A 26,273-nucleotide genomic window follows, 5' to 3' on the forward strand; every position below is an offset into this window, starting at 1 on the left:
AAGCGCTGTGAGGCGTTGAGCTAACCGATACTAATTGCCCGTGAGGCTTGACCATATAACACCCAAGCAATCTGAGAAGATTGTGCGGTGATGGTGAAGTCGACGAACCGAAAGTTCGTGAGAACCGCAAATTACATCACATACCCGAATCTGGATGAGCGTGAGCGAAAGCCACGAGCGTCCGAAAGAATTGCTTGACGACCATAGAGCGTTGGAACCACCTGATCCCATCCCGAACTCAGCAGTGAAACGACGCATCGCCGATGGTAGTGTGGGGTCTCCCCATGTGAGAGTAGGTCATCGTCAAGCACCTATCCCGAAACCCCTGGCCAGCGATGGCCGGGGGTTTTGCTTTTGCGCGCGAAAAAAAGTGCAATACGAGCCCGTTGCCGGATTCGTCCCATTACCTTCGATTGCCGGTGCGCTCATCTACAATAGCGATAAACGCGAGTGAGCCAATCCATGTCCGATGTCGAAAGTGGTGCCCTGAAGGACCTGCCGCTGGAGGAGCTTGTCGCCTGTCACGAATGCGATCTGCTGATGCGGCGTTTGCATCTGGAAGCGGGGCACAAGGCCAGTTGCCCGCGCTGCGGCTTCGAACTCGCCGCTCACCGGCTGCACATGGTCAAGCGCTGCCTGGCGCTGGTGCTGACCGCCCTGTTGCTGTACATCCCGGCGAATTTCCTGCCGATCATGCATATCACCATTCTCGGCCAGACCAGCACCGACACCGTCTGGAGTGGCGTCCTCGGCCTGTTCCGATCGGGCATGGAAGGCGTCGCCGTCCTGGTCTTCCTGTGCAGCATGCTGATTCCGCTGGCGAAGCTCCTCTGCCAGTTGTACGTGCTGCTGAGCATCCGCCTGCGCGTCGGGCGCGGTCTGGGCATGATGCTCTATCGCAGCTATCACTACCTGCGTGAATGGGGAATGCTCGAGGTGTATCTGATGGGCATCCTGGTTTCCATCGTCAAGCTGCTGGACCTGGCCGAACTGCACCCCGGATTCGGGCTGGCCTGCTTCGTCGCTCTGCTGTTCTCGCAGGTATGGCTCGAAGTGACCATGTCGGAGCACCAGATCTGGGAGCTGCTTTCCGGGGAGGCCGACGATGCGGGCCATTGACGCCGGAATCCTGGTCTGCGGCGAATGCCATCAGCTCAACCGGCGCACTGCCGATGACGAGCCCGTGCACTGCAGCCGCTGCGGCGCGCTGGTGCACGAGCGCCGGCCGAACAGCATCGCCCGGACCTGGGCCCTGCTGATCACCGCGGCGATTCTCTACATCCCGGCCAACGTCCTGCCGATCATGACCGTCAACTTCCTGGGCGCCGGGATGCCCGCGACCATCATGGAAGGTGTGACCGAACTGATTCATGCGGACATGATCCCCATCGCCGCGGTCGTGTTCATCGCCAGCATCCTGGTGCCGACCTTCAAGCTGGTCGGCATCGCGCTGCTGCTCTATTCGGTGCAGCGCCACCAGCCGATGTCGGCGCGGCAGAGGATCGTGATGTACCGCTTCATCGAATGGATCGGACGCTGGTCGATGCTGGACATCTTCGTCATCGCCACCCTGGTCGCCCTGGTGAACTTCGGCAATCTGGCGAGCATCGAAGCCAATCTCGGCGCCGCCGCCTTTGCCAGCGTGGTGGTGATCACCATGCTGGCCGCAGTGACCTTCGATCCCCGGTTGATCTGGGATAACACGTACACGGACGAAACCAATGAGTGAGTTGCCCGCCCCGAAGACCCGCAAGACCTCGAACTGGTCGGCGATCTGGATTCTCCCGCTGATCGCCCTGGCGATCGGCGCCTGGCTTGCCTGGAGGGCCTACGACCAGGCCGGCGTCGATATCCAGGTGCATTTCGAAACGGGGAACGGCATCCAGGTCAACAAGACCGAAGTGGTCTACAAGGGCATTCCCATCGGCAAGGTCACCGACCTGCATGTCACCACCGACGTCAAGGGCGTGATCGCGACCATCGAGATGCGCAAGGAAGCCGCTCCCTACCTGAGCAAGGACACCCGTTTCTGGCTGGTCAAGCCGCGGGTCTCGCTGGCCGGGGTGACGGGCCTGGAAACCCTGGTGTCCGGCATCTATATCGCCATCGATCCGGTGCAGGGACCCCTGCATACTGAATACACCGCGCTGATGGAGCCGCCCCCGCTCTCCGACAGCCTGCCCGGGCTGCACCTGACCCTGCGTGCCGAGCGCCTGGGCTCGCTGGAGCAGGGCAGCCCGGTGTACTACCGGCAGATCAAGGTCGGCCAGGTAAAGAGCTACCAGTTGGCCGATGACCAGAAGATCGTCGAAGTGAAGATCCATATCGAGCCGGCCTACGCGAACCTGGTGCGCAAGCACACGCGCTTCTGGAACGCCAGCGGCATCAGCCTGAGCGGCAGCCTGTCCGGCCTGAAACTGCGCACCGAGTCGCTGGTGAGCATCGCCGCCGGCGGCATTGCCTTCGCCACCTCGGAAAACTATCCGGACAGCCCGCCCACCGACCCGAGCAAGCCGTTCCGCCTCTACGAGGACTTCGACGCCGCCCAGGCCGGCCTCAGCGTGAACCTCAAGGTCACCGACGTCAGTGGCCTGACGCCGGGCAGCACGCCGGTGATCTACAACGGCGTGCAGGTCGGCACGGTGAAGAGCATCAACATGAACCAGGACTTCAGCGGCGCGACCGCCGTGCTGTCCATGGACCCGCGCACCGACGAACTGCTCAATACCAGCACCGAGTTCTGGGTGGTCAAGCCGAGCATTTCCCTCGCCGGCATCACCGGCCTCGAGGCCCTGGTGAAGGGCAACTACATCGCGGTGCGTTTCGCCAAGGAAGGGTCGCCTACCCGCGACTTCGCCATTCGCCCCAAGGCCCCGCCGCTGAACCTGGACTCCCCCGGCCTGCACCTCGTCCTCACCAGCGACAAGCTCGGCTCGCTGGAAGTCGGCACGCCGATTCTCTATCGCCAACTGAAAGTCGGCAGCGTGCAGAGCTACCAACTGTCGCGTGACCGCAAGCGGGTGGTGATCGGTGTGCACATCGAACCGGAATACGCGCATCTGGTGAACGATTCGACGCGCTTCTGGAACGTCAGCGGCATCACGCTGACCGGCAACCTGAGTGGCGTGCAGGTGAAGAGCGAGTCGCTGCAGACCCTGATCACCGGCGGCATCGCCTTCGACACGCCGAATCCGAAGGCACCCCCGGTCACGAAAGTGCGGCGCTTCGTGCTGTTCGACCAGGAAGACATGGCCCTGGCGCAGGGAACCCTGGTGGAAATCTGCGCGACCAGCGCCGACGGCCTGAATGTCGGCGCTCCGATCCGCTTCAAGGGACTCGAAGTCGGCAAGGTGGAAGATATCGCCCTGGAGAAGAACCTCAGCGGAGTGATCCTGAAGGCACGGATCACCAAGGCCGAGAGTGTCATCGCCCGGGAGGGCACCCAGTTCTGGGCGGTCAAGCCGGTGGTGGGGCTGTCCGGGGTGGAGAACCTCGGCACCCTGGTCGGTGGTCAATACATCGAGGTGCTGCCGGCCTCGAAGCCGGGCAAGCGCAGGGAGCATTTCGATCTTCTCGCCAAGGCTCCGAACCTGCTGGGCCGGGAAAAGGGCCTCAGCCTGGTGCTCAGCGCCCCGCGGCGTGGATCGCTGAAGCCGGGCGTGCCGGTGACCTACCGCGAGGTGCAGGTCGGCAAGGTGACCTCCTTCGAACTGGGCGAGCAGGGCGACCGGGTACTTATCCACATCCTCATCGAGCCGCGCTACGCGGCGCTGGTGCGCAGCGGCAGCCGCTTCTGGAACGCCAGCGGGGTGGGCGTGGACGCCAGCCTGTTCAAGGGGGTGAAGGTGCGCACCGAGTCGATCGAGACCATCCTCAGCGGTGGGGTGGCGTTCGCCACGCCGAACAATGCCGAGATGGGCGCGCTGGCGCGGCCAGGGCAGACCTTCGCGCTGTTCGACGAGGCCAACGAGGAATGGCTGCAGTGGGCGCCGAAGATCCGGTTGGGGGCGAAGTAATCGCACCCGAGTAGGCGGGTGCAACCGCCCCCATGAACAAGGGCCGCATTGCGGCCCTTGTCGTTTACGCCGGCTCGGCGCTTTCTTCTTCGGCTCTGACCGCTACCTTCTCCGGCTCGCGGCGGCGGATGTACTTCCAGTCCGCTTCGTCGATGTAGATGCCGTTCGGGCCGCTGCCGCCTTCCAGATCGATCGCCACTTCTGCCGAAACCTGCGGCTTCACGCTGGCCAGGATCGGCACGAAGCCCAGTTGCAGGCTGGTCTCCAGCAGCGCCGACTGGTTGCGCTCGTCGATGTCCGCCGCCTCGTCGAGGTAATAGGGCAGGCGCACGCGGCCGGCCTGCTCGCGGTCCATCAGGTGCAGCAACAGGTACATGTTGGTCAGCGCCTTGATGGTCATGGTGGTGCCGTTGGACGCGGCGCCGTCGATGTCGGTGTGGACGATCGGCTGGCCGCCGACCTTGGTGATCTCGAAGGCCAGTTCGAACAGGTCCTTCAGGCCGAGCTGGTTATTGTTCGCCGCCACCAGACGCGACAGGTAGTCCTTGGCTTCCTCGTTCTTCGCATCCTGCTCGGCGCTCTGGGTCAGGTCGAACACCGAGAGGTTCTCGCCTTCCTCGTACTGGCCGGCGCTGTGGATGATCTGGTCGATGTGCCTGAGCGCCTCGCGGTTCGGCGCCAGCACGATGCGGAAGCTCTGCAGGTTGGAAACCTGGCGGCGGTTGATCTCGCGGTTGAACAGCGCCAGCTGGTGTTCGAGGTTGTCGTAGTCGCTGCGGATGTTGCGCAGGGTCCGGGCGATGTCGGTGACCGCCGCGCGGCGCGCCTTGGCCAGGGTCAGGGCCTCGTCTTGCCGGTGTGCGTAGGCGTTGATCAGCAGTTGCAGGCGGCGCTCCGGATCGTCCTCGCTGTCGAACTTGGCCACGCCCTTCAGACGGACCTGGGCATACAGCGCCTCGATCTGCCCGTCGATGCGCTGCAGTTGCTGCCAGGTGTCCTGGTAGTCGTTGAGCAGCGGCAGCAGGTTGTCCAGCGAGTCGTCCACCGGCTCCATGAAGGGGGTACCGAACGGCAGGTCGGCCGGCAACAGCTGGCGGCGGCGCAGGGCATCGTCGAGGGTGCGCTGCTTGGCTTCCAGATCGGCCAGTTGGCGGCCGACCAGTTGCAGCTTGGCGGACAGCTGCTGGACGCGTTCGGTGAAGGCGTCGGCCGAGCGCTTGAGTTCGTCCTGGGCGGCTTCCGCCTGGGCGAGCTGTTCCAGCTTGGCTGGTTCCTCGGCCGAAAGAGTCTGGCTGCGGCGGAAGTCTTCCAGCGCCTTCTGCGCGTCGAGCACTTCCTGATACAGCCTGTCCGCCTGCGCCTTGCTTGCGCCACGGTCGGCGGCCACGCTCTGCTGGGCCTTGAGCTGCTTCAGTTCCTTCTCCAGGCGCTCCTTCTGGTCGCGCAGGGCGGCGCGGTCGGCGAGGGCCTGCAGGGCCGGCGGTTCGATATGGCTGAGGTCGATGGACAGGCCGGGCACTTCGAAGCGCTCGCCCTTGAATCCGTCGAGAATCTTCTCGACGCTGGCTACCCACTGGCCGTCTTCATCGAGGCTCACGCCCTTTTCGCCCAGCGGCAGGCTGAACAGCGCGCCGTTGAACAGGCGCATCAGGCGTTCCACGTCCTGCTGGGAGAACTCCTCGCGCAGGCGGGCATAGCTGTTGTTGTCGGCGTGTTCGAGCTGCTGGCGAACGCCTTTCAGGCGTTTCTCCAGATCGCGCACGCGCTCGTCGAGGTCCTCGCTGGAGAACTGCCGCGAGTGCGCCAGGGCGCCGGCCAGTTCGTCGTGGGCATCCTTGGCGGCGAGCAGTTGCTGCTCCAGCTGTTTGGCGTCCTCGACCAGGGCGAAGCGATTCTTCAGCACCGCCAGTTCGCCCACCCAGCGCTGGGCTTCGCTGATCTCGCGCTCCAGGCGCATCAGTTCCTGGGTACTGCCACGCTGTTCGTTCTGCAGGCCGTCCTGCTCGCGGCGATAGTGCTCGGACTGGATGACCAGCTCTTCCTTGCGCGCGCCGGAATAGTCTTCCCAGGTGCCGAGCAGGCTGTCGAGCAGCGGCGACAGGCGATGCATCTTGCCGCGCAGGAATTCACGCTGGGCCACGCCATTGGCCAGCGCCTCCACCAGAGGGCCGGCGGCGACCAGCGCCTGGTAGTCGCCTTCCATGCGGCGCACGTCGCGGAAGGCTTCCTCGCAGGCGGCGATGTAGTCGACGCTGCCGGAGCGCAGGCTGTGCTCGAAGGCGTCGAGGAACAGCTGCTTGAGCTTGGCCGCGGTGATCTCGCGCATGTGCAGCAGGTTGATGAACAGCGCGCGGAAGGTCTTCAGGCTCTGCTCGCTGGTGGAGCGCAGCGGGATCAGGGTGAGGTCCAGCGGAATCGAGGTGTGCCCGCCGACCAGCAGGCGGCGCAGCTCGTCCGGCTTCAGTTCGTAGGCCTTGAGGCCGGCGCGTTCCAGGCTGGCGTAGAGTTCGCGCAGGCGCAGGCAGGTGCCGTTCTTCTGGTAGTGGTCGAGGTCCAGTTCGCCCTGGTAGGCGAAGAACTGGTGGCCGAAGCCGCCGCCCGGGCCGCGCCCGCCGCAGCCGATCACGTGGCGGCCGTGGGGCAGTTGCAGTTCGATGAGGATGTAGCTGGTGTCGGTGGCGAAGTAGAACTTGCGCGACTGCTCCAGGCTGTACTTGCCGAAGCTCATGTCCGACATCCGCGCCAGGATCGGGAACTGCAGGGCGTTGATCGAGGCGCTCTTGCCGAGGTTGTTGGCACCGTAGACCGACAGCGGCTGCTCCAGCGGGAAGATGCCGAGGCTGTAGCCGGCGGTATTGAGCAGGGCGAAGCGGCGGATTCCGTAGCGTTCCTGGGTCATTCCTGAGCCTCCAGCTCGGCTGCTTGTTCTTCGGCGATGGCGCGGGCGAGGGCGTCTTCGTCGCTTTCCTCGTCGAGGTCGATGGCCAGCGGCGCGTCATCCTCTTCTTCCTGCAGCACCGGCGCCGCCAGTTCCAGTTCGCCGGCGTGCAGGCTCGCGGCCAGATCGCGGTCCTGCTGCACGGAGAGGCAGACGTCGAGGAAGCGGTGGATCGGCGGGAGGAAGCGGTACACGCCGCTTTCCTCGGCGGCGAAGCCGAGCTGAGTCAGGCGGCGCATGACTTTCTCTTCCAGTTCTTCCTGGGTGGTCACTTCAGCCTGGAGGAACAGGTCGCGGTATTTCTCCAGCAGTGGCGGCAGTTCGTCGCGGCCGAGGCTGCCGCCGTCGAGCACTGCAAGCGGGTCGCGGCCCTGGTCGGCGAGGTGTTCGACGAGGATGAAGGTGAACAGCGCCAGGCGCTGGGCGGTCTTGTTCACCTGCGCGCCGATCTGCTCGGGGACGAAGTAATAGAAGCCGCGGGTGTCGCAGACCAGCTCGAAGCCCAGCGCGCGGAACAGCGTGCGGTACTGGTCCTGCTGGTTGGACAGCTGGCTGTACAGCTCCGGGTCGCGGCGGCTGATGTGGAAGCCCTTGAACAGCTCGCGGAAGATCGGCGCGAGCTGGGTGAGTTCTTTCAGGTCGATATTCATGCGGTCACTCGCAGGGAATTCCGTGGGGCGTTTTCCGCCGAGGTTTTCAGGGCGCGGGCCTCAGGCATTTTCGGGGCTGACCAGCGCGTAGGAGCACAGGTTCAGCTGGTGCTCGCGGGTGAGGTAGTCGCGGCGCTCCAGGCGTTCGCGCTGGAAGCGGCCGTCGCGGGACAGGCGCGAGAACCAGTAGAGCAACTCGTCGGTGGCGCCCTCCGGTTCCTGCTCAACCAGCCAGAGCATCAGGTCCGGCAGCGGCAGGGCGGCCTGGCAGCGGTCGAGCATTTCCCGCGCGGTGCGTGGCGCGCGCTGCGGGCCGTCGCTCTTGCGCGAGCCGCTGGCCTTGGGGAAGTGCGCCGGCTTGGGCTGGAAGCGCGCCAGGGCGAAGACGTAGCTCTCGACCTGCGAAGCGCTGCCGAGGAAGTTGCTCTGCGGCCGGGTGAACAGCGGCAGGGCGGCCTGCGGCACGGCGTCGAGGCCCTTGCGGCGGATCAGCGACAGCGCCATGGCCGCGCCGCGGGTGATCGCGTTGTGCCGGCGCGCTTCCTCGCGCAGCGGCAGCAGCAGTTCGCGGGCGCGGCGCAGGGTCAACTGGGCGGTGGTCTGCATCTCGAGGATGCGCGCGTGGGTGCGCAGCAGCAGGTCGTCGTCCACCAGTTGGCCGAGCCGCGCCTGTTCGCCGAGCAGGCGCAGCAGGACCTGCTCGACACGCCGCACGCCCTGCTCGAAGGCGCCGTCGGCGCTGACCAGCTGGATCATCGGCTCGACGTATTCGTCCCAGGTGGCGAGGACTTCCGCATAGCGCTGGCGCAGCGGAATCTGCCGGTCGCTGGTCTTGGCCCGTTCGGCCACGGCGACCAGCGCCTGCTCGTCGTTGTCCAGCTTCTTCAGCACGTCGCGCACGCGCATGTCGAGCAGACGGAGCTGGCGCGCCAGGTCCTGGCCGTCGCGCACTTCGAAGGCGTCGCGGATGTAGCCGGCGAGGCGTTCCAGGTGGCGCAGGTAGGCCTCGATCTCCAGGCACAGGCCGAGGCGGTGTTCCTGACGCAGGTATGCGAGGAAGTCGTGGATTTGCGCGTTGAGTTCGAAACGATTGGGGCTCTTGGCCACCGGGACCAGGATGTCCAGGCGGATCCACTGGTCGAGGAGGGCGGTGATGTCCGCCGGGGTGCTGTCGGGCAGTTGCGCGCCGAGTTGGCCACGCAGTTCCGCCAGGCCCAGGGTGCCGCTGTCGAAGCGCTCGCAGAGCGGTTCCAGCAGGGGCCAGTGTTCGGCGAGGGCACGCAGTACGCGTCGGGGATCGATCATCGGAAAGCCGCTCGTTGTGCCAGGCAAAGAAAGGCGCCGATTGTACTGCAAAGGTCCGGTGCTGGCCGACCGGGTGACGAAACGCGGCACTTTGCGACGGGGCGCCCGGTGGGTTGTGATGTGCTTCACGCTGGGAATGCCGGAATTGTCCGAAATTCCTGGCATGTTTTCTGCGAGTCCGCTCGGGTCCGCAGCAGAACTCGCACCATGACCTACGACGCCGCTCTCGCCACCGCCCGTTGGGCCGAACTGGAAGAACTCAGCGATCTCGACTGGGATCTCGATGCCATCGTCGATCGCAGCGAGGCGATCGCCTTCCTGCGTCGCTTCGAGAGCCGGCTGTGCATCTATTCGCCCTACGTGGAAACCCTCTACAGCCGCTACAGCTTCGTGATCCCCGAGCAGCCGGGCGGCGGCATCACCATCCTGCCCGACGAGCAGGCCTGGTTCGGCACCTTCCACGACATTCCGGCCGACGCCGTGGAGCCGACCGGCATCCACCTGCTGCCGGGCGAGACCATGGGCCGCAACGGCCTGTATATGAAGATTCCCGGCACGCACCGGCTGGCCGCATCCACCGAGAAGCCGTTCCAGGATGGCCTGAAGCTGCTGATCAACCGCTACCGCATGCGCGGCGAGCACTTCCTGCCGGTACTGGTGAAGGGCGACCTGCGCGAGTACGAGGCGCGGCTGCCGTCGCTGCACCTGCACCGGCTCAACCCGGCGCGCCTGGCTTCGCGCTCGCGGGTCAACCTGGAGGCGGTCAAGGGCACCATCGCCGACTGCCTGATCGGACTGTTCCGCCACGCCTGAATCCGCTCCTTCCGACCGGGCGCGGCCCGCGGCCTTTCCGTGGCGCGCGTTTCACGCCACAATTCGCCCTTGTCTCGATGCCGCCGTCTCGCCGCGCATCCGAATTCCGTTCACAGGTACCCCGTTGATCGAAGAAGCCCGCCGCCGCGCCTATCTCGCTGCCATGCAGGTCGCCTCCTGGCTGCCACGCGTGGCGCTGCCGTTCGCCGCGCCGTCGCGCCCGGAACTGCTCGCGCCGCCCGAGCCTGAAAAGGTCGAACCGGCCGAAGCGCCGGTGATTGCGCCGCGGAAGCCGGAAGTCGTCGCGAAAACCGTGCAGGAGCGCCCACCGCTTCCCGTCGTGACCCCGAAGGTGGCTGCCAAGCCTCCAGTCGAACCGGCGAGCGAGCCCGTGCAACCGCGTGCGCCCGCCGAACCGCCGCCGCGCTTCGCCCTGCAACTGCTGCGGGCCGGCGAATGCGCCCTGCTGGTCGAGCTGCCCACCGGTGAACCGCTGGGCAGCCGCGATCCGGCCTATCTGCTGCTGAAGGATCTGCTGCGCGCGGCCGGCCTGCCGGACAGCCCGCAACACCTCGGCGAACCGGTGCGCTGGCCGCTGTTCGCCAATGGCGCCATGGACCAGGGACCGCAGGCCGCGCGGGATTTCGTCCAGGGCTTCGTCGCCGCACGACTGGAAGAAAGCGGCCCGTGCGCCTGCCTGTGGCTGGTGGGGCTGCCGGCGGTACGCTTCGCCGGCGAGGCCGATGCCAAGGCGTTCAACCGTGAATTGCAGGTCGACGGCCTTGGTGCCGTCTGGGCCGTACCGGGGCTGGAAAGCCTGATCGAAGAGCCGTCGCTCAAGGCCGAACTCTGGCGCGCCATGCGCCGCGTGCGGCAGCGCTGGATGAGTCGTAGCGAAGCATGACCGATGCCATTTCCTTCCGCCCGATGACCGAGGCGGATCTCGAAACCGTACTGAAGATCGAATACGCCGCCTTCAGCCATCCCTGGACCCGCGGCATCTTCCAGGACGCCCTGCAGAGCTATCGCTGCTGGCTGATGTTCGAAGGCAGCCAGCAGGTGGGGCACGGCGTCATCCAGATCATCCTCGACGAGGCGCACCTGCTGAACATCACCGTCAAGCCGGAAAGCCAGGGCCGCGGCCTCGGCCTGCGCCTGCTCGAACACCTGATGCAGAGCGCCCGCGAGCAGAACGCGGTGGAGTGCTTCCTCGAAGTGCGCGAGTCGAACCAGTCGGCCTACCGACTCTACGAGCGCTACGGTTTCAATGAAGTCGGCCGCCGCCGCGGCTACTATCCGGCGGTCGATGGCCGGGAAGATGCCCTGGTCATGGCCTGCACCCTGTTCGACTGAACTCGCCACGAGGCGCCCTCTTGTGTAAGGTGCCGCAGCGAACTGGAGGACTAATGATGAGCGATAGCGACCTGCAACAGCTGTTCGAGAACAACGCCCGCTGGGCCGAGGCGATCAATCAGGAAGACCCGGATTTCTTTGCCAAACTGGCGCGCCAGCAGGCTCCCGAGTACCTGTGGATCGGCTGCTCCGACGCCCGCGTGCCGGCCAACGAGATCGTCGGCATGCTGCCCGGCGACCTGTTCGTCCACCGCAACGTGGCCAACGTCGTGCTGCACACCGACCTCAACTGCCTGTCGGTGATCCAGTACGCGGTGGACGTACTCAAGGTGAAACACATCCTGGTCACCGGCCACTACGGCTGCGGCGGTGTCCGCGCCTCCCTGCAGGACCGCCAGTTCGGCCTGATCGACGGCTGGCTGCGCAGCATCCGCGACCTCGCTTATGAATACCGCGACCACCTCAGCCAGTTCGCCAGCGAGGAAGAGCGCGTCGACCGCCTCTGCGAACTCAACGTGATCCAGCAGGTGGCCAACGTCAGCCACACCAACATCATCCAGAACGCCTGGCACCGCGGCCAGCCGCTGTCCGTGCACGGCTGCATCTACGGCATCAAGGACGGCCGCTGGAAGGACCTCAACGTGACAGTGAGCGGGTTGGAGCAGCTTCCGCCGCAGTATCGGCTGCGGCCGATGGAGTAGTAGGGCTGAGAGTGCGGTAGTGTTGAAACGGGGCCTCGCGGATGCGGGGCCTTTTTTGTGCGGGAGGGAAGGTGGGGCGTGAATGCGATGTAGTCAGTCGCCCAAAGCAGAAAGGGAGTCAGCTTGCGCTGACTCCCTTTCTGGAGATGGTGGCTACACCGGGACTTGAACCTGGGACATCAGCATTATGAATGCTGCGCTCTAACCGACTGAGCTATGTAGCCGAGTGGCGCGCATTTTCCGTATCTTTCCGGGGTGTGTCAACCCCCTTTCTTCGATAATTTTCTGATCTTTCAATCGTTTAGGCAGGATGCCGATCGTCGGCTGATGGCGGGTGGCCGTGCCAGGGGGAAATCCGGGGATTGACAGGTCGGTGGGGCTCGCCTAGTTTTCTGAAACCGGTTTCATAGATCGACCCACAGAACAACGACAACGGGACCACCGATGAACGACATGCCTTCCCCTGCTCGCGAGCGGGTGACCATCAGTGAAGTGGCGCGGGCCGCTGGGGTGTCCAAGGCGACGGTGTCCCGTTATATCGGCGGCGACCGCCAGTTGCTGGCCGATGCCACCGCGCAGCGCATCGAGGAAGTCATCGCCCGTCTCGGTTATCGTCCGAACCAGATGGCCCGCGGTTTGAAGCGTGGGCAGACGCGGCTGATCGGCATGCTGGTGGCGGATATCCTCAATCCCTATTCGGTCGCGGTGATGCATGGCGTGGAAACCGCCTGCCGCCAGCACGGCTACAGCCTGGTGGTGTGCAACACCAATCGCGACGACGAGCAGGAGCGCCATCATCTGGTGGCGCTGCAGTCCTACAACGTCGAGGGGCTGATCGTGAATACCCTCGGCCACCATCCCGGCGAGCTGCTCAGCCTGCATCGCGAGATTCCCATGGTCCTGGTGGATCGCCAGTTGCCCGAGCTGAATGTCGATCTGGTCGGCCTGGACAACGCCGATGCCATCGAGCAGGCCCTGGATCACCTGCAGGAACGCGGCTACCGCGACATCCTGGCGGTCAGCGAAGCGCTCGACGGCACCAGTTCCCGTCTCGAACGCGTGCAGGCATTCAATATCTCCATCGACCGCCGTCCGGGCATGCGCGGGCAGGTGCTGGAAATTTCCGGCGACCTGGAAACGCGCCTGTCCGCCTTCCTCGGCTCCAGCGGCCACGGGCCGCAGGCGATCTTCACCTGCAACGGCGTGGCCACCTTGGCGGCCACCCGGGCCCTGCGCGAGCTGGGCTGCCGGCTGTTCGAGGATGTCGGGCTGATCGCGCTCGACGAACTGGACTGGTATCCCCTGGTCGGCAGCGGCATCACGGCGCTGGCCCAGCCCATCGAGCGCATCGGCGTGGCGGCGTTCGAATGCCTGTTGCAGCGGCTGCGCGGCGAGGGCGCGGCGGCGAGCCGGATCGACTTCAAGGCCGAACTCATCATCCGAGGTTCCACCCACCCACGTGACTGAATCGCAGGAGGCGATTGCATCCTGCGTTCGGTCGAAAATGAAACCGGTTTCAGAGGAATAACAACAATGCTCCCGAGCCCCGTTTCCATCAGCCTTTCCAGCTACGGCGCCGATCTGGTCCGGCAGCGCGGCCAGCAGGATTTCCTCGGCCTGCTGGCCAGTGCCGGCGTGACCCGGGCCGAGCTGCGCGAGGAACTCTTCGACGCCGCGCCCGACACCGCGGCGCTTGCCGCCGCCATGCGCGCGCTGCAGCTGGAGTGCCTGTACTCCTCGCCCTTGGCGCTGTGGACCGCCGAAGGCCAGCTGGACCCGCGCCTGCCCGGCCGGCTGGAGCTGGCGCGTGAGCTTGGCGCCGTGGCGCTGAAAGTCTCGCTGGGCCACTACTGTGCGGGCTGCGATGTCGCGGCGCTGTACGCATTCCTGGAAGAGGACGGGCCCGCGCTGCTGGTGGAAAACGACCAGACCCAGGAAGGCGGGCGCATCGAGCCGCTGCTGCAGTTCTTCCGGCGCGCCGAGGAGCTGGCGCTGCCGCTGGGGATGACCTTCGACATCGGCAACTGGCACTGGCAGGGTGAATCCCCGCAGCAGGGGGCCCGCGAGCTGGGGCGCTGGGTGCGCTACGTGCATTGCAAGGCCGTGCGCCACCGCGCCGATGGCCGCCTGGTCGCCGTCCCGCCGGACGCGGCCGATCTGGAGGAATGGGAATGCCTGCTGGGCTGGTTCAGGCCCGGCGTGACGCGCGCCGTCGAATATCCCCTGGACGGCGATGACCTGCTGGCGCTGACCCGCGCCCAGGTCGAGCGCCTGGCCCGTCTCGGCCATGCGCGGGAGGTGAGCCATGCGTGAACATGACGTGCTCTGCTTCGGTGAAACCATGGCCATGTTCGTCGCCGAGCAGACCGGCGAACTGGCGGACGTGGCGCAGTTCGGCAAGCGCATCGCCGGCGCCGACAGCAACGTGGCCATCGGCCTGTCGCGGCTCGGCTTCAGCGTGCGCTGGCTGAGCCGGGTGGGCGACGATTCGCTGGGTCGCTTCGTGCTCGCCAGCCTGCGCCAGGAAGGGCTGGACTGCGCGTCCGTGGAGATCGACCCGGCGCATCCCACCGGCTTCCAGATGAAGGCGCGCTGCGACGACGGCAGCGACCCGGCGGTGGAATATTTCCGCCGCAATTCGGCGGCCAGCCGCATGTCGCCGGCGCTGATCCGTCCGCAGCTGCTGCAGGCGCGCCATCTGCACGCCACCGGCATTCCGCCGGCGCTGTCGCCGAGCTGCCGGGAGCTTTCCCATGCCCTGATCGATGCCATGCGCGCCGCCGGCCGCAGCGTTTCCTTCGATCCCAACCTGCGCCCCTCGCTGTGGCCGGACCGCGCCAGCATGATCCGCGAGATCAACGCGCTGGCGTGCAAGGCGCACTGGGTGCTGCCGGGGCTGGAGGAAGGCCGCCTGCTCAGCGGCCGCGACGAGCCGTCCGACATCGCCGCCTTCTACCTGGAGCGGGGCGTGGAGCTGGTGGTGATCAAGCTGGGCGGTGCCGGCGCCTACTTCCGCAGCTGCAACGGCGACGGCTGGGTGCCCGCCGTTCCGGTGCCGAAGGTGGTGGACACCGTGGGCGCCGGCGACGCCTTCGCCGTCGGCGTGGTCAGCGCGCTGCTCGAAGGCCGCGGCCTGCCGGACGCGGTGGCGCGCGGCGCCTGGTGCGGCAGCCGGGCGGTGCAGTCCCGCGGCGACATGGAAGGGCTGCCCCTCCGCCACGAACTGACGGAGCACAGCCAGCGCAGGAGCGCCTGATTCCCTCGAAAATCCGCCGGCCCGGCCGGCGCCTGTTGCCACAAGAACAAGAAGCTCAGGAGAAAACCATGCAAACGACCCGCCTCGCCCCGCGCCGCTGGTGGTACATCATGCCGATCGTGTTCATCACGTACAGCCTGGCGTACCTCGACCGCGCCAACTACGGTTTCGCCGCCGCCTCCGGGATGGCCGACGACCTGCAGATCACCCCGGCGCTGTCCTCGCTGCTCGGCGCGCTGTTCTTCCTCGGTTACTTCTTCTTCCAGGTTCCCGGCGCCATCTATGCCGAGAAGCGCAGCGTGAAAAAACTGATCTTCGCCAGCCTGATCCTCTGGGGCGGCCTGGCGACGCTGACCGGCATGGTCAGCGACGTGCGCCTGCTGATCGTCATCCGTTTCCTGCTCGGCGTGGTGGAGGCGGCGGTGATGCCGGCGATGCTGATCTACCTCTGCCACTGGTTCACCCGCGCCGAACGCTCGCGGGCCAACACCTTCCTGATCCTCGGCAACCCGGTGACCATCCTCTGGATGTCGGTGGTGTCCGGCTACCTGATCCAGCAGTTCGACTGGCGCTGGATGTTCATCATCGAGGGCCTGCCCGCGGTGATCTGGGCGTTCTTCTGGTGGCGCCTGGTGGATGACCGCCCGGCCCAGGCCGACTGGCTGAGCGAGCAGGAGAAGTCCCGCCTGGAACAGGCCCTGGCCGCCGAGCAGCAGGGCATCAAGCCGGTGAAGAACTACCGCGAGGCGTTCCGCTCGCCCAAGGTGATCATCCTCTCGCTGCAGTACTTCTGCTGGAGCATCGGCGTATACGGCTTCGTGCTGTGGCTGCCGTCGATCCTCAGGCAGGCCGCCAACCTCGATATCGTCGAGGCCGGCTGGCTGTCGGCGCTGCCCTACCTGGCCGCGGTGATCGCCATGATCGGCGTGTCCTGGGCCTCGGACCGCCTGCAGCGGCGCAAGCGCTTCGTCTGGCCGCCGCTGCTGATCGCCGCGCTGGCGTTCTACGGCTCCTATGCGCTGGGCGGCGAGCATTTCTGGCTGTCCTACGCGCTGCTGGTGATCGCCGGCGCCTGCATGTACGCGCCCTACGGGCCGTTCTTCGCCATCGTGCCGGAAGTGCTGCCGAGCAACGTCGCCGGCGGCGCCATGGCGCTGATCAACAGCATGGGCGCGCTGGGTTCGTTCGCCGGTTCCTGGCTGGTCGGCTACCTGAACGGCGCCACCGGCGGGCCGGGCGCGTCCTACCTGTTCATGTGCGGCGCGCTGCTGGTCGCCGTGGTGCTCACCGCCGTCCTCAATCCCTCGTCGAATTCCGGCCGCGCCAAGGGGCGTGAACCGCGCCTGGCGACGAGCCAATAAGGAGCCCTGGCATGAAGAAACGTGTCGTCCTCTACAAGACCCTTTCCGCCGAACTGATGGCGCGCCTGCAGGCGCATGTCGAGATGACCCTGGTGGAAGATCCGCAGCGCGACGGCCTGGCCCGCCTGCGCGACGTACTGCCCGGCGCCCACGGCTTGCTCGGCGCCAGCCTGCGGATCGACGCCGGCCTGCTCGACCTGGCGCCGCAACTGGAGGTGATGTCCAGCGTGTCGGTGGGTGTGGACAACTACGACATCGACGAGCTGACCCGCCGCGGCGTGCTGCTCACCAACACCCCCGACGTGCTCACCGAAACCACCGCCGACACCGGCTTCGCGCTGATCCTCGCCAGCGCGCGGCGGGTCGTCGAGCTGGCCGGCTGGGTGCGCGCCGGACACTGGCAGGCCAACCTCGGGCCGGAGCATTTCGGCTGCGACGTGCAGGGCAAGACCCTCGGCATCGTCGGCATGGGGCGTATCGGCGAGGCGCTGGCGCGGCGCGCCCAGGCGGGCTTCGGCATGCGCGTGCTGTACCACAGCCAGCGGCCGAAGCCGGAGGTGGAGGCGCGCTATGGCGCCCGCCATCTCGGCCTGGACGAACTGCTGGCGCAGGCGGATTTCGTCTGCCTGACGCTGCCGCTGACCGCCGCCACCGAAGGTCTGATCGGCGCCCGCGAACTCGCCCTGATGAAGTCCGGCGCCATCCTCGTCAACATCTCCCGCGGCAGGGTGGTGGACGAGGTGGCGCTGATCGAGGCGCTCAGCCAGCAGCGCATCCGTGGCGCCGGGCTGGACGTGTTCGCCAGCGAGCCGCTGGCGGCGGACTCGCCACTGCTGCGTCTCGACAACGTGGTGGCGACGCCGCACATCGGCTCCGCCACCCACGAGACGCGCGAGGCGATGGCGCGCTGTGCGGTGGATAACCTGCTCGCCGCGCTGGCCGGCGAGCGACCGGCGAACCTGGTGAACCCGGTGGCCTGGAGAGCACGCACGGCAACCTAGCGTGCAAGCCGCTCCGCCGCGCCCTGCAGGTAGTGGCGGATGCGGATTTCCACGCCGGGCGTCTGGAACTGCCGCGCCGCCGCCTCGATCCGCAGTTCGCCGCGGGTGACCCGCTGGTGGTGGCGCAGGTGTTCCAGCCAGGATTCGTCGATGAAGAACTCCAGCCACAGGCGCGGGTTCTCGCTGTCCTGCACCAGGTTCCAGGAAATCGCCCCGTTGCGCCGGCGCATGCCCTGGACGTCAACCATGGCGGCCTGGAAGGCCGGCGCCTGGGCGGGATCGATGTCGTACTCGAGGGCGACCACCACCGGCCCGCGCTCATGATCCATGCCTTCGGCGAGGATCGGCGCCGGCCAGTGCAGCGAGGGCGCCAGGTCTTCCGCCGCGGTGACCGGCAGGCGGAAGCGCAGCGCGGCGGCCAGCCCGAGCAGCAGCAGAAGGCTGGCGCCGAGCAGCGCGACGGGGATCGACAGGCGGCTGGCGACCAGGCCCCAGAGGGTGCCGCCGGCGGCCATGCTGCCGAAGAACACCAGGATGTACACCGCCAGCGCCCGCGCCCGCACCCAGCCCGGTACCGAGGTCTGCGCCGCCACCTGCAGGCTGGACAGCACGGCGATCCAGGCCGCGCCGCTGAGCAGCATCACCGGCACCAGCAGGTAGAGATTGCGCAGCAGCGCCAGGGCCACCAGCACCAGCGCGTAGAGCACGCTGGCCAGCAGCATCAGGCGCTCGCTGCCGAGCCGCTGGCGCAGGTTCGGGAGGAGGGCGGCGCCGGCCACCGCGCCGACGCCGACGCTGCCCAGCAGCAGGCCGAAGTCGGTGGCGCTGCCCTGCAGTTCGCCGCGCACGATTAGCGGCAGCAGCGACATGCCGGCGCTGGCGCCGATGAAGAACGCCAGCGCGCGCATCAGCACCGCCTGCAGCGGCCGCGAGCTGCGGCTGTAGCGCCAGCCGGCGCGCAGCGCGCCGAACAGGCGCTCGGCCGGCAGCACCGGCGGGCTGGTCTCGCGCTTCCAGGCCAGCAGCACGCCGATCACCGCGAAGAACGACACCGCGTTCAGCGCGAAGGTCAGCCAGGGGCCGACCAGGCTCACCAGCACCCCGGCGATGGCCGGGCCGACCGCCCGCGCCAGGTTCACCCCGACGCTGGACAGCGCCACCGCCGCCGGCAGTTCGTCCTTGCCCACCAGCTCCGGCGTCGTCGCGCTCCAGGCCGGCATCATCAGCGCCGTGCCGATGCCCATGCACAGGGTCAGCGCCAGCAGCAGCCAGACCGTGGTCAGCCCGAGCAGGGTGAGCGCCGCCAGCAGGGTCGCCACTGCAGCCATCCACAACTGCACGCCGAGCAGGTAGCGGCGCTTGTCGACGATATCCGCCAGGGCGCCGGCCGGCAGCGCCAGGAAGAACATCGGCAGGGAGCCGGCCACCTGCACCAGCGCCACGTTCAGCGGGCTGGCCGAGAGCGAGGTCATCAGCCAGCCGGCGCCGACCTCGTGCATCCAGGTGCCGATGTTGGAGGCGATGCTGGCCAGCCACAGCCAGCGGAAAGTGGCCTGGCGCAGTGGGCTCCAGGGCGAGGTGGTGGGTGCGGTCATGTCAGAACCAGCCTTTCAGGGGGTATTCGAGAATCAGGTATAGACGGTCGATGTCGGCGGCGGCCTGGGCGTCGATGCCGCGGCCGCTGACGTAGCGGGTCATGAAGGTCATGCCGGGGACGCCGAGCGGGGCCAGGTCGAGATCGTAGCGGGCCTGCCAGGAGCGCTCGTGCGGGCCGTTGAAGTCGGCGAACTTGATCGAGTTGGCGAGGTAGATCGAGTCGCCGCCGACGAAGTCGAACGGCGTGTCGCCCCGCACCTTCTGGAAGGCGAGGGTGAGGGCCTGGTTGCCGATGCGGTACTTCGCCAGCAGGCTCCAGGCCAGGGTGTCGGTGGCGCCGGCGCGGGCGTCGCCCTGGTCGAGCGTCCGGTAGAGGTTGCCATCGAGGGTCAGGGCGTCCTGCCGGTAACCCAGGTTGAGATAGCCCTGGCGCCAGGTGTCGTCCAACTGCGAGGCATAGAGCGCGGCGCCGAACGGCGAGTCGCCGGTGTACGTGGCGCCAGCAGGGCAAGAGGTTGGGCTTTCACTGCCATGCCGGCCGGTCTCCCTGGCAAGCAAGCGAGCCGGGTGGCCGGCTCGCTCGCGCTGGTCAGAAGGCGAAGCAGGAACAGCCGAAGGCGCCCCAGAAGCCCTGGTAGTCGCTCACCGGAACGTTGGACTGGCGCGCTCGCTCGTGGCCGTGGCCATGCACCGCGCAGGCTCCGGCGCACTGGTGCACGGCGGCCTGCAGCGGCGCGGCGACGGGCTTCCAGTGGCCCGGCACCTTCGCCACCGGCGACCAGTCCGGCAGCACCGGCAGTTGCGGCGGGCCGAGCTTGTCGAATTCGGCCGCGGCATGGACCACCTTGCCGTCCACCACGGTCAGCACCGACTCGATGGACTTGATCGCCTCGTCCTCGACGCTGAAGTAGTCCGCCGACAGCGCCGCCAGGTCGGCGAGCTGGCCGACCCTGATCTGCCCCTTCTTGCCCTGTTCGCTGGAGAACCACGCGCTGCCGTGGGTGTACAGCTCCAGCGCGGTTTCCCGCGACAGCGCCTGGGGATACAGCTCCAGGCCGCCCACTGTCCTGCCGCTGGCCAGCCAGTACAGCGAGGTCCAGGGGTTGTAGCTGGAGACCCGGGTGGCGTCGCTGCCGGCGCCCACGGGCACGCCTTCGGCGAGCATGCGGGCGATCGGCGGGGTGTGTTCGGCGGCCTTGGCGCCATAGCGCTCGACGAAGTACTCGCCCTGGAAGGCCATGCGATCCTGGATGGCGATGCCGCCGCCGAGGGCCTTCACCCGCTCGATGTTCTTCGGCGAGATGGTTTCGGCGTGGTCGAAGAACCACGGCAGGCCGTTGAACGGGATGTCGCGGTCGACCTTCTCGAACACGTCGAGCATGCGCGAGATGGACTCGTCGTAGGTGGCGTGCAGGCGGAACGGCCAGCGCTGCTCGACCAGGTGGCGCACCACCGCTTCCAGCTCCGGCTCCATGTTCGACGGCAGGTCCGGGCGCGGTTCGAGGAAGTCCTCGAAGTCGGCGGCGGAGAACACCAGCATCTCGCCGGCGCCGTTGTGGCGGAAGAAGTCGGTGCCCTGGCCGTACTTCACGCTGGAGGTCCAGTTGCGGAAGTCGGCCAGTTCCTCCTTCGGCTTCTGGGTGAACAGGTTGTAGGCGATGCGCACGCTGAGCTGGCTCTGCTGCGCCAGTTCCTCGATCACCTGGTAGTCGTCGGGGTAGTTCTGGTAGCCGCCGCCGGCGTCGATGGCGCTGGTGATGCCGAGGCGGTTCAGCTCGCGCATGAACTGGCGGGTCGAGTTGACCTGGTACTCCAGCGGCAGCTTCGGTCCCTTGGCCAGGGTCGCGTAGAGGATCAGCGCGTTGGGCCGGGCGATCAGCATGCCGGTGGGCTCGCCCTTCGCGTCGCGCTGGATCTCGCCGCCGGGCGGGTTCGGCGTGTCGCGGGTGTAGCCCACCACCTTCAGCGCGGCGCGGTTGAGCAGGGCGCGGTCGTACAGGTGGAGGACGAACACCGGGGTATCCGGCGCGGCCTGGTTGAGTTCGTCAAGGGTCGGCAGGCGCCTTTCGGCGAACTGGAATTCGCTCCAGCCGCCGACCACCCGCACCCATTGCGGCGTCGGCGTGCGTTCGGCCTGCTCGCGGAGCATGCGCAGGGCGTCGGCCAGCGAGGGCACGCCTTCCCAGCGCAGTTCGAGGTTGTAGTTGAGGCCACCGCGGATCAGGTGCAGGTGCGAGTCGTTGAGCCCGGGGATGACCGTGCGGCCCTTCAGGTCGATGATTTGCGTTGCCTCGCCGCGCAAGGCCATGGCCTCGGCGTCGCTGCCGACGGCGGCGAACTTGCCGTCCTTGATCGCCACGGCGGTGGCGCTTGGTTTCTGCCGGTCCACCGTGTGGATGCGGCCGTTGTGCAGGATCAGATCGGCGTTCATGGGGACTCCGGACTTTTCGCTTTGTGCATTGGCGAGCCCTGGCAGCGCGGACCACAGCGCTCCGGCGGCGCCAAGCACGGACGAGGCGACAAGGAATTGCCGCCGACTGGGGTTTTCAGGTTCACCGGACATGGCACACCTCAGCGCGCGTTGAGCCATGGCCGGGGTAGCCCTTGGCGGTCTGCACCGTGCGGCGCAGCCAGCGTTCGTAGTCGTCGGACATTCCCGGGTGGAGGCGATGGCGCACCAGCAGGGTCACCACATCGTTGGGCTTTTCGGCATCCATGGCGGTACTCCGTGGAGGCGATCAGTGCATGCTAGTCGGTGATGGGGAGTGCGCCGGCGGATAGCCGGCGCATCCGCTCAGTGACCTTCGGAGGCGTTGAACATGGTCTTGGCGTAGATCAGGCCCAGACCGTAGGCGCCGCCGTGGGCGACGGAGGTTTGCACCGTTTCGTCGTAGGTCTCGCCGCGTGCCCAGTCGCGCTGCAGTTCGAGGAGGTACTGCAGGGAGGTCATCGGCCGGGCGCCCTGCTGGATCATGCGTTCCATGGCGCGCTCGTGGGCTTCGTCGGAAACGTCGCCGCAGGCATCGGCGATCACGTAGACCTCGAAGCCCTGGTCCAGCGCCGAGAGGGCGGGGCCGACGATGCATACCGAGGTCCACAGGCCGGCGAAGACGATCTTGTCCTTGCCGAACCTGTTCACCTCGACCGCGATGCGCTCATCCTCCCAGGTGTTCATGGTGGTGCGGTCGATCGGCGTGTGGTCGGGGAAGACCGAACGGATCTCGTCGAAGATGGGGCCGGAGAAGCTGGCAGCGCACTTCGTCGCCGAGGTAGGCGATGGACAGGCTTTCCCTGGCATGGCCGCCCTTGAACGCCAGGCGCTTGCCGCGCCATAGCCGGTGCGCGGCGAAGTCCTGGAACTGGACGATGACCGAAAAGCTGTCGGCGCAGGGGATGTCGAGAATCCTGCCGGGGTCCGGCGCCTCTTCCCGGCTGCGCTGGATCGCATAGCGGGTGCCCCTGAGCTGCCAGCTGTGCGATCCGTTCCCCGAGCCGCGTTGCGCGGCCTCTGTGCTCTTCTGCATGGTTACTGCTTCCTTGTCGCTGACTACATGACCGGCGCGTCCCTGATCGGCGTTGCGCATGACGGCGGCCGGTTCATGCAGTTTTAGCCTTTGCTGATTTTCTACCGTACCTGGAACTGACCGCCGCCGGAAAAACAAAACCCCCGAAGATCGAAATCGTTCGGGGGTTCGTTGTCCAGCGGTTCCGGCGGGAGCGGGGGTGGCTTAGACGTTGAAGCGGAAGTGCATCACGTCGCCGTCCTTGACGATGTAGTCCTTGCCTTCCAGGCGCCATTTGCCGGCTTCCTTGGCGCCGTTTTCACCCTTGTACTGGATGAAGTCGTCGTAGGCGACCACTTCGGCGCGGATGAAGCCTTTCTCGAAGTCGGTGTGGATGACCGCGGCGGCCTGCGGGGCGGTGGCGCCGATGCGGACGGTCCAGGCGCGGACTTCCTTGACCCCGGCGGTGAAGTAGGTCTGCAGGTTGAGCAGGCTGTAGCCGGCGCGGATCACGCGGTTCAGGCCGGGCTCTTCGAGGCCGAGGGCTTCGAGGAACATGTCCTTTTCCTCGCCGTCTTCCAGCTCGGCGATCTCCGCCTCGATCTTGTTGCACACCGGCACCACGATGGCGCCTTCTTCCTCGGCGATGGCCTTGACCACGTCGAGGTGCGGGTTGTTCTCGAAGCCGTCCTCGGCGACGTTGGCGATGTACATCACCGGCTTGCTGGTCAGCAGGTGGAAGCTGCGCACCAGGCGCTTCTCCTCGTCGCCCAGGTTCTTCAGCAGCGAGCGCGCCGGCTTGCCTTCGCTGAAGTGGGGGATGAGTTTTTCCAGCAGGGCCTTCTGCGCCAGGGCTTCCTTGTCGCCGCCCTTGGCGTTGCGGGCGACCTTCTGCAGTTGCTTTTCGCAGCTGTCGAGGTCGGCGAAGATCAGTTCGAGGTCGATGATCTCGATGTCGCGCTTGGGATCGACGCTGTTGGAAACGTGGATCACGTTCTCGTCTTCGAAGCAGCGCACCACGTGGGCGATGGCGTCGGTCTCGCGGATGTTGGCGAGGAACTTGTTGCCCAGGCCTTCACCCTTCGACGCGCCAGCCACCAGGCCGGCGATGTCGACGAATTCCATGGTGGTCGGCAGCACGCGTTCCGGCTTGACGATCTCCGCCAGCGCGTTCAGGCGCGCATCGGGCATCGGCACGATGCCGCTGTTCGGCTCGATGGTGCAGAAGGGGAAGTTCTCTGCCGCGATACCGGACTTGGTAAGGGCGTTGAACAGGGTGGATTTGCCGACGTTGGGCAAGCCGACGATGCCGCAGTTGAAGCCCATGCTGTCTACCTCTGGGGGAACGGGTCAGGCCTTCTGGCTGTGCAGCTTCTGCATCGCCTTGGTCCAGTCACCTGCGAGCATTTCCGGCAGCACGCCGAGGGCGAAATCGATGCTGGTGTCCAGCAACTCCTGCTCGCTGCGCGGGGCGCGGCCGAGTACGTAGCCGGAAACCAGGCTGCTGTGCCCCGGATGGCCGATGCCAAGCCGCAGGCGGTGGAACGAATTCTGGTTGCCGAGTTGGGCGATGATGTCGCGCAACCCGTTGTGCCCGCCGTGCCCGCCGCCCTTCTTGAGCTTGGCGACGCCGGGAGGCATGTCGAGTTCGTCGTGGGCCACCAGGATGGCTTCGACCGGAATGCGATAGAAACCGGCGAGCGCCGCCACGGCCTGGCCGCTGCGGTTCATGTAGGTGGTGGGGATGAGCAGACGAACGTCGCGGCCCTGATGGCTGAACTTGCCGACCAGGCCGAAGAATTTCTTCTCGACGCTGAGGCTGGCGCGCTGCGCGTCGGCCAGGCGCTCAACGAAAAGGGCCCCCGCGTTGTGCCGGGTCTGGTCGTATTCGGGGCCTGGATTACCCAGGCCGACGATCAGTTGTACGGCAGTCACGACGGGGGCCCTCTCCTCAAAGGCTGGCGAGTAACGGATTACTCGGCGGCGCCTTCGCCTTCTTCCTTCACCACGCGGGAAGCGTGGATGTTGGCTACGGCCAGGTCATTGCCGTGGGCCAGCTGAACCAGTTCGACACCGGCCGGGACCTTGAGGTCGGACAGGTGAACGATCTGGCCGACTTCCACCTTGGCCAGGTCGACTTCGATGAATTCCGGCAGGTCTTTCGGCAGGCAGGAAACTTCGACTTCGGAAATGACGTGGGAGATCTCGCCACCGCCCTGCTTGACGCCAACGGCTACGTCTTCGTTGATGAAGTGCAGCGGAACGTGGGCGGTCAGCTTGTGATCGGCAACAGCGCGCAGGAAGTCGGCGTGCATCACGAAGCCCTTGGCCGGGTGGCGCTGCAGAGCCTTGATCAGTACGGTTTCCTTGACGCCATCGACGTTCAGGTTGATCACGTGGCTGAAGGCAGCCTCGTTTTCCAGCAGTTTGGCGATTTCGCGCAGTTCCAGGGTGACGGATGCCGGGGCCTTGTCGCCACCGTAGATCACAGCCGGAACCAGACCGGCGTTACGACGCAGGCGGCGGCTCGCACCTTTCCCCAGATCGGAACGCGCTTGGGCATTCAGAACAAACTCAACCATTTTGTATCTCCAGAATGACAAGATCGCCCGAGCGCTTGCGACCAGCGTTCGGGCGAATCTGCAAAAAACTCCGCCACGAGGGCGGAGCACTTCTCGTCAGGGCATGTTCCTCAGCGGAACATGGCGCTGATCGATTCTTCGTTGCTGATCCGGCGTACGGCTTCGGCGACGACCGGAGCGATGTCCAGTTGACGGATGCGGCCGCAGGCCTGGGCAGCGGCGGACAGCGGGATGGTGTTGGTCACCACCAGCTCGTCCAGCACGGATTTGTCGATGTTCTCGATGGCACGGCCGGACAGCACCGGGTGGGTGCAGTAGGCGATGACCTTGGCGGCGCCGTGCTCCTTCAGCGCCTTGGCGGCGTGGCAGAGGGTGCCGGCGGTATCGACCATGTCGTCGACCAGTACGCAGGTACGGCCTTCGACATCACCGATGATGTGCATGACTTCGGACTGGTTGGCTTTCGGACGACGCTTGTCGATGATCGCCAGATCGACGCCCAGGGACTTGGCGACGGCGCGAGCGCGCACCACGCCACCGATGTCCGGGGAAACGATCATCAGGTTCTCGAAGCGCTGGTCCTCGATATCGTCCACCAGTACCGGCGAGCCGTAGATGTTGTCTACCGGGATATCGAAGAAGCCCTGGATCTGGTCGGCGTGCAGGTCAACGGTGAGAACACGGTTGACGCCGACGACGGTCAGCATGTCGGCGACGACCTTGGCGCTGATCGCCACACGGGCGGAACGCGGACGGCGGTCCTGGCGGGCATAGCCGAAGTAGGGGATCACTGCAGTGATACGAGTAGCCGAGGAGCGGCGGAAGGCGTCAGCCATCACCACCAGTTCCATCAGGTTATCGTTGGTCGGTGCGCAGGTCGGCTGAATCAGGAAGACGTCCTTACCGCGGACATTCTCGTTGATTTCGACACTGATTTCGCCGTCGGAGAACTTGCCGACGGAAACGTCACCGAGGGGAATATGCAGTTGGCGAACGACACGGCGTGCCAGATCGGGGTTGGCGTTCCCCGTGAAAACCATCATTTTGGACACGCTGCAGTACCTGTGTCGGCTTGAAGGTAGGCCCGGTTGAGCCAGAAGGAAAATGGCAGGGGCGGCTGGATTCGAACCAACGCATGGCAGGATCAAAACCTGCTGCCTTACCGCTTGGCGACGCCCCTGTATCTTTAACTCGCGGT

At 66.3% G+C, this 26,273-nt stretch carries 23 protein-coding genes, 2 tRNA genes, 1 rRNA gene and 1 pseudogene; 13 read left to right on the forward strand and 14 right to left on the reverse strand.

Translation table 11 applies throughout. The features are described 5' to 3' along the window. Nucleotides 1-193 precede the first annotated feature (193 nt). From rrf to BLR75_RS23915, 4 genes are all read left to right on the forward strand, one after another. Nucleotides 194-309 (forward strand): 5S ribosomal RNA (gene rrf / locus BLR75_RS23900). Nucleotides 310-462: 153 nt separating this feature from the next. Then, a complete protein-coding gene (locus BLR75_RS23905) occupies nucleotides 463-1,119 on the forward strand; it encodes a paraquat-inducible protein A (RefSeq protein ID WP_084314639.1) in 657 nt (218 codons plus the stop codon). Continuing rightward, nucleotides 1,106-1,729, forward strand: coding sequence for a paraquat-inducible protein A (locus BLR75_RS23910; protein ID WP_084314638.1), 624 nt, complete (start codon nucleotides 1,106-1,108; stop codon nucleotides 1,727-1,729). The genes BLR75_RS23905 and BLR75_RS23910 overlap by 14 nt, the downstream gene beginning before the upstream one ends. After that, on the forward strand, nucleotides 1,722-4,016 hold the full coding sequence (locus BLR75_RS23915) for a PqiB family protein (protein ID WP_084314637.1): 2,295 nt from the start codon (nucleotides 1,722-1,724) through the stop codon (nucleotides 4,014-4,016). The genes BLR75_RS23910 and BLR75_RS23915 overlap by 8 nt, the downstream gene beginning before the upstream one ends. A gap of 64 nt (nucleotides 4,017-4,080) precedes the next feature. Here the strand turns inward: BLR75_RS23915 and mksF are convergent, their stop codons facing one another. From mksF to mksB, 3 genes are read right to left on the reverse strand one after another with little or no spacing between them, the layout of a single operon-like run. Further along, nucleotides 4,081-6,915, reverse strand: a complete 2,835-nt coding sequence (gene mksF / locus BLR75_RS23920) for an Mks condensin complex protein MksF (RefSeq protein ID WP_084314636.1) — start codon at nucleotides 6,913-6,915, stop codon at nucleotides 4,081-4,083. Continuing rightward, complete coding sequence (gene mksE, locus BLR75_RS23925; RefSeq protein WP_084314635.1) at nucleotides 6,912-7,604, reverse strand: Mks condensin complex protein MksE; 693 nt, start codon at nucleotides 7,602-7,604, stop codon at nucleotides 6,912-6,914. The genes mksF and mksE overlap by 4 nt, the downstream gene beginning before the upstream one ends. Before the next feature lie 60 nt (nucleotides 7,605-7,664). Then, nucleotides 7,665-8,909, reverse strand: coding sequence for an Mks condensin complex protein MksB (gene mksB / locus BLR75_RS23930; RefSeq protein WP_090416158.1), 1,245 nt, complete (start codon nucleotides 8,907-8,909; stop codon nucleotides 7,665-7,667). A 207-nt stretch (nucleotides 8,910-9,116) separates the two neighbouring features. Between mksB and BLR75_RS23935 the strand changes: the two genes are divergently transcribed. From BLR75_RS23935 to can, 4 genes are all read left to right on the forward strand, one after another. Continuing rightward, nucleotides 9,117-9,722, forward strand: a complete 606-nt coding sequence (locus BLR75_RS23935) for a hypothetical protein (protein ID WP_084314633.1) — start codon at nucleotides 9,117-9,119, stop codon at nucleotides 9,720-9,722. 124 nt (nucleotides 9,723-9,846) lie between these two features. Continuing rightward, nucleotides 9,847-10,626, forward strand: a complete 780-nt coding sequence (locus BLR75_RS23940; protein WP_084314632.1) for an energy transducer TonB — start codon at nucleotides 9,847-9,849, stop codon at nucleotides 10,624-10,626. Beyond that, a complete protein-coding gene (gene rimI, locus BLR75_RS23945) occupies nucleotides 10,623-11,075 on the forward strand; it encodes a ribosomal protein S18-alanine N-acetyltransferase (RefSeq protein WP_084314631.1) in 453 nt (150 codons plus the stop codon). The genes BLR75_RS23940 and rimI overlap by 4 nt, the downstream gene beginning before the upstream one ends. Nucleotides 11,076-11,131: 56 nt before the next feature. After that, complete coding sequence (can, locus tag BLR75_RS23950) at nucleotides 11,132-11,776, forward strand: carbonate dehydratase (RefSeq protein ID WP_084314630.1); 645 nt, start codon at nucleotides 11,132-11,134, stop codon at nucleotides 11,774-11,776. A 147-nt stretch (nucleotides 11,777-11,923) separates the two neighbouring features. On the opposite strand, the gene BLR75_RS23955 is transcribed toward can, so the two are convergent. Beyond that, nucleotides 11,924-12,000: transfer RNA gene (locus BLR75_RS23955), tRNA-Met, on the reverse strand. Nucleotides 12,001-12,220: 220 nt separating this feature from the next. On the opposite strand from BLR75_RS23955, the gene BLR75_RS23960 reads away from it, so the two are divergent. From BLR75_RS23960 to BLR75_RS23980, 5 genes are all read left to right on the forward strand, one after another. Further along, nucleotides 12,221-13,243 carry a LacI family DNA-binding transcriptional regulator gene (locus BLR75_RS23960; protein ID WP_084314629.1) on the forward strand — a complete coding sequence of 341 codons (1,023 nt, stop codon included), beginning with the start codon at nucleotides 12,221-12,223 and terminating at the stop codon, nucleotides 13,241-13,243. Between the two features lie 66 nt (nucleotides 13,244-13,309). Further along, complete coding sequence (locus BLR75_RS23965; RefSeq protein WP_084314628.1) at nucleotides 13,310-14,089, forward strand: AP endonuclease; 780 nt, start codon at nucleotides 13,310-13,312, stop codon at nucleotides 14,087-14,089. After that, on the forward strand, nucleotides 14,082-15,032 hold the full coding sequence (locus tag BLR75_RS23970) for a sugar kinase (protein ID WP_084314627.1): 951 nt from the start codon (nucleotides 14,082-14,084) through the stop codon (nucleotides 15,030-15,032). The genes BLR75_RS23965 and BLR75_RS23970 overlap by 8 nt, the downstream gene beginning before the upstream one ends. A 68-nt stretch (nucleotides 15,033-15,100) precedes the next feature. Continuing rightward, nucleotides 15,101-16,393, forward strand: a complete 1,293-nt coding sequence (locus BLR75_RS23975; protein WP_084314626.1) for an MFS transporter — start codon at nucleotides 15,101-15,103, stop codon at nucleotides 16,391-16,393. A gap of 11 nt (nucleotides 16,394-16,404) precedes the next feature. Further along, on the forward strand, nucleotides 16,405-17,394 hold the full coding sequence (locus tag BLR75_RS23980) for a 2-hydroxyacid dehydrogenase (RefSeq protein WP_084314625.1): 990 nt from the start codon (nucleotides 16,405-16,407) through the stop codon (nucleotides 17,392-17,394). Here the strand turns inward: BLR75_RS23980 and BLR75_RS23985 are convergent. From BLR75_RS23985 to BLR75_RS24025, 10 genes and pseudogenes are all read right to left on the reverse strand, one after another. Then, complete coding sequence (locus BLR75_RS23985) at nucleotides 17,391-18,989, reverse strand: MFS transporter (protein ID WP_084314624.1); 1,599 nt, start codon at nucleotides 18,987-18,989, stop codon at nucleotides 17,391-17,393. The genes BLR75_RS23980 and BLR75_RS23985 overlap by 4 nt on opposite strands. A gap of 1 nt (nucleotide 18,990) precedes the next feature. Next, nucleotides 18,991-19,548 carry an OprD family outer membrane porin gene (locus tag BLR75_RS23990; protein ID WP_084314623.1) on the reverse strand — a complete coding sequence of 186 codons (558 nt, stop codon included), beginning with the start codon at nucleotides 19,546-19,548 and terminating at the stop codon, nucleotides 18,991-18,993. A gap of 31 nt (nucleotides 19,549-19,579) precedes the next feature. Further along, nucleotides 19,580-21,553 carry an amidohydrolase family protein gene (locus BLR75_RS23995; RefSeq protein WP_084314622.1) on the reverse strand — a complete coding sequence of 658 codons (1,974 nt, stop codon included), beginning with the start codon at nucleotides 21,551-21,553 and terminating at the stop codon, nucleotides 19,580-19,582. After that, nucleotides 21,543-21,707 (reverse strand): putative antibiotic biosynthesis monooxygenase, encoded by a 165-nt coding sequence (locus BLR75_RS26830; protein ID WP_169720293.1) that lies wholly within the window; start codon nucleotides 21,705-21,707, stop codon nucleotides 21,543-21,545. The genes BLR75_RS23995 and BLR75_RS26830 overlap by 11 nt, the downstream gene beginning before the upstream one ends. A gap of 77 nt (nucleotides 21,708-21,784) precedes the next feature. Then, nucleotides 21,785-22,303: pseudogene (locus BLR75_RS24000) on the reverse strand (isochorismatase family protein); the annotation flags it as partial. A gap of 415 nt (nucleotides 22,304-22,718) precedes the next feature. After that, a complete protein-coding gene (gene ychF, locus BLR75_RS24005; protein WP_084314620.1) occupies nucleotides 22,719-23,819 on the reverse strand; it encodes a redox-regulated ATPase YchF in 1,101 nt (366 codons plus the stop codon). A gap of 24 nt (nucleotides 23,820-23,843) precedes the next feature. After that, complete coding sequence (pth, locus tag BLR75_RS24010; RefSeq protein WP_084314619.1) at nucleotides 23,844-24,428, reverse strand: aminoacyl-tRNA hydrolase; 585 nt, start codon at nucleotides 24,426-24,428, stop codon at nucleotides 23,844-23,846. A gap of 38 nt (nucleotides 24,429-24,466) precedes the next feature. Next, a complete protein-coding gene (locus tag BLR75_RS24015; protein WP_084314618.1) occupies nucleotides 24,467-25,075 on the reverse strand; it encodes a 50S ribosomal protein L25/general stress protein Ctc in 609 nt (202 codons plus the stop codon). 110 nt (nucleotides 25,076-25,185) lie between these two features. Next, nucleotides 25,186-26,127, reverse strand: a complete 942-nt coding sequence (locus tag BLR75_RS24020) for a ribose-phosphate pyrophosphokinase (protein WP_084314617.1) — start codon at nucleotides 26,125-26,127, stop codon at nucleotides 25,186-25,188. Nucleotides 26,128-26,180: 53 nt separating this feature from the next. Continuing rightward, nucleotides 26,181-26,255: transfer RNA gene (locus BLR75_RS24025), tRNA-Gln, on the reverse strand. Nucleotides 26,256-26,273 lie beyond the last annotated feature (18 nt).

The sequence above is a fragment of the Pseudomonas jinjuensis genome (assembly GCF_900103845.1).
Lineage (GTDB): Bacteria > Pseudomonadota > Gammaproteobacteria > Pseudomonadales > Pseudomonadaceae > Pseudomonas > Pseudomonas jinjuensis.

Bases quoted from the DNA above. Each gene is read 5' to 3' on its own strand.
- mksB (WP_090416158.1), bottom strand. From the start codon at position 8,909: ATGATCGATCCCCGACGCGTACTGCGTGCCCTCGCCGAACACTGGCCC.
- BLR75_RS23970 (WP_084314627.1), top strand. From the start codon at position 14,082: ATGCGTGAACATGACGTGCTCTGCTTCGGTGAAACCATGGCCATGTTC.
- BLR75_RS23995 (WP_084314622.1), bottom strand. From the start codon at position 21,553: ATGTCCGGTGAACCTGAAAACCCCAGTCGGCGGCAATTCCTTGTCGCC.
- BLR75_RS23985 (WP_084314624.1), bottom strand. From the start codon at position 18,989: ATGACCGCACCCACCACCTCGCCCTGGAGCCCACTGCGCCAGGCCACT.
- BLR75_RS23975 (WP_084314626.1), top strand. From the start codon at position 15,101: ATGCAAACGACCCGCCTCGCCCCGCGCCGCTGGTGGTACATCATGCCG.
- BLR75_RS26830 (WP_169720293.1), bottom strand. From the start codon at position 21,707: ATGGATGCCGAAAAGCCCAACGATGTGGTGACCCTGCTGGTGCGCCAT.
- ychF (WP_084314620.1), bottom strand. From the start codon at position 23,819: ATGGGCTTCAACTGCGGCATCGTCGGCTTGCCCAACGTCGGCAAATCC.
- BLR75_RS23935 (WP_084314633.1), top strand. From the start codon at position 9,117: ATGACCTACGACGCCGCTCTCGCCACCGCCCGTTGGGCCGAACTGGAA.
- rimI (WP_084314631.1), top strand. From the start codon at position 10,623: ATGACCGATGCCATTTCCTTCCGCCCGATGACCGAGGCGGATCTCGAA.
- mksE (WP_084314635.1), bottom strand. From the start codon at position 7,604: ATGAATATCGACCTGAAAGAACTCACCCAGCTCGCGCCGATCTTCCGC.
- BLR75_RS23910 (WP_084314638.1), top strand. From the start codon at position 1,106: ATGCGGGCCATTGACGCCGGAATCCTGGTCTGCGGCGAATGCCATCAG.
- BLR75_RS23960 (WP_084314629.1), top strand. From the start codon at position 12,221: ATGAACGACATGCCTTCCCCTGCTCGCGAGCGGGTGACCATCAGTGAA.
- BLR75_RS23980 (WP_084314625.1), top strand. From the start codon at position 16,405: ATGAAGAAACGTGTCGTCCTCTACAAGACCCTTTCCGCCGAACTGATG.
- BLR75_RS23915 (WP_084314637.1), top strand. From the start codon at position 1,722: ATGAGTGAGTTGCCCGCCCCGAAGACCCGCAAGACCTCGAACTGGTCG.
- BLR75_RS24015 (WP_084314618.1), bottom strand. From the start codon at position 25,075: ATGGTTGAGTTTGTTCTGAATGCCCAAGCGCGTTCCGATCTGGGGAAA.
- mksF (WP_084314636.1), bottom strand. From the start codon at position 6,915: ATGACCCAGGAACGCTACGGAATCCGCCGCTTCGCCCTGCTCAATACC.
- BLR75_RS23905 (WP_084314639.1), top strand. From the start codon at position 463: ATGTCCGATGTCGAAAGTGGTGCCCTGAAGGACCTGCCGCTGGAGGAG.
- can (WP_084314630.1), top strand. From the start codon at position 11,132: ATGAGCGATAGCGACCTGCAACAGCTGTTCGAGAACAACGCCCGCTGG.
- BLR75_RS23965 (WP_084314628.1), top strand. From the start codon at position 13,310: ATGCTCCCGAGCCCCGTTTCCATCAGCCTTTCCAGCTACGGCGCCGAT.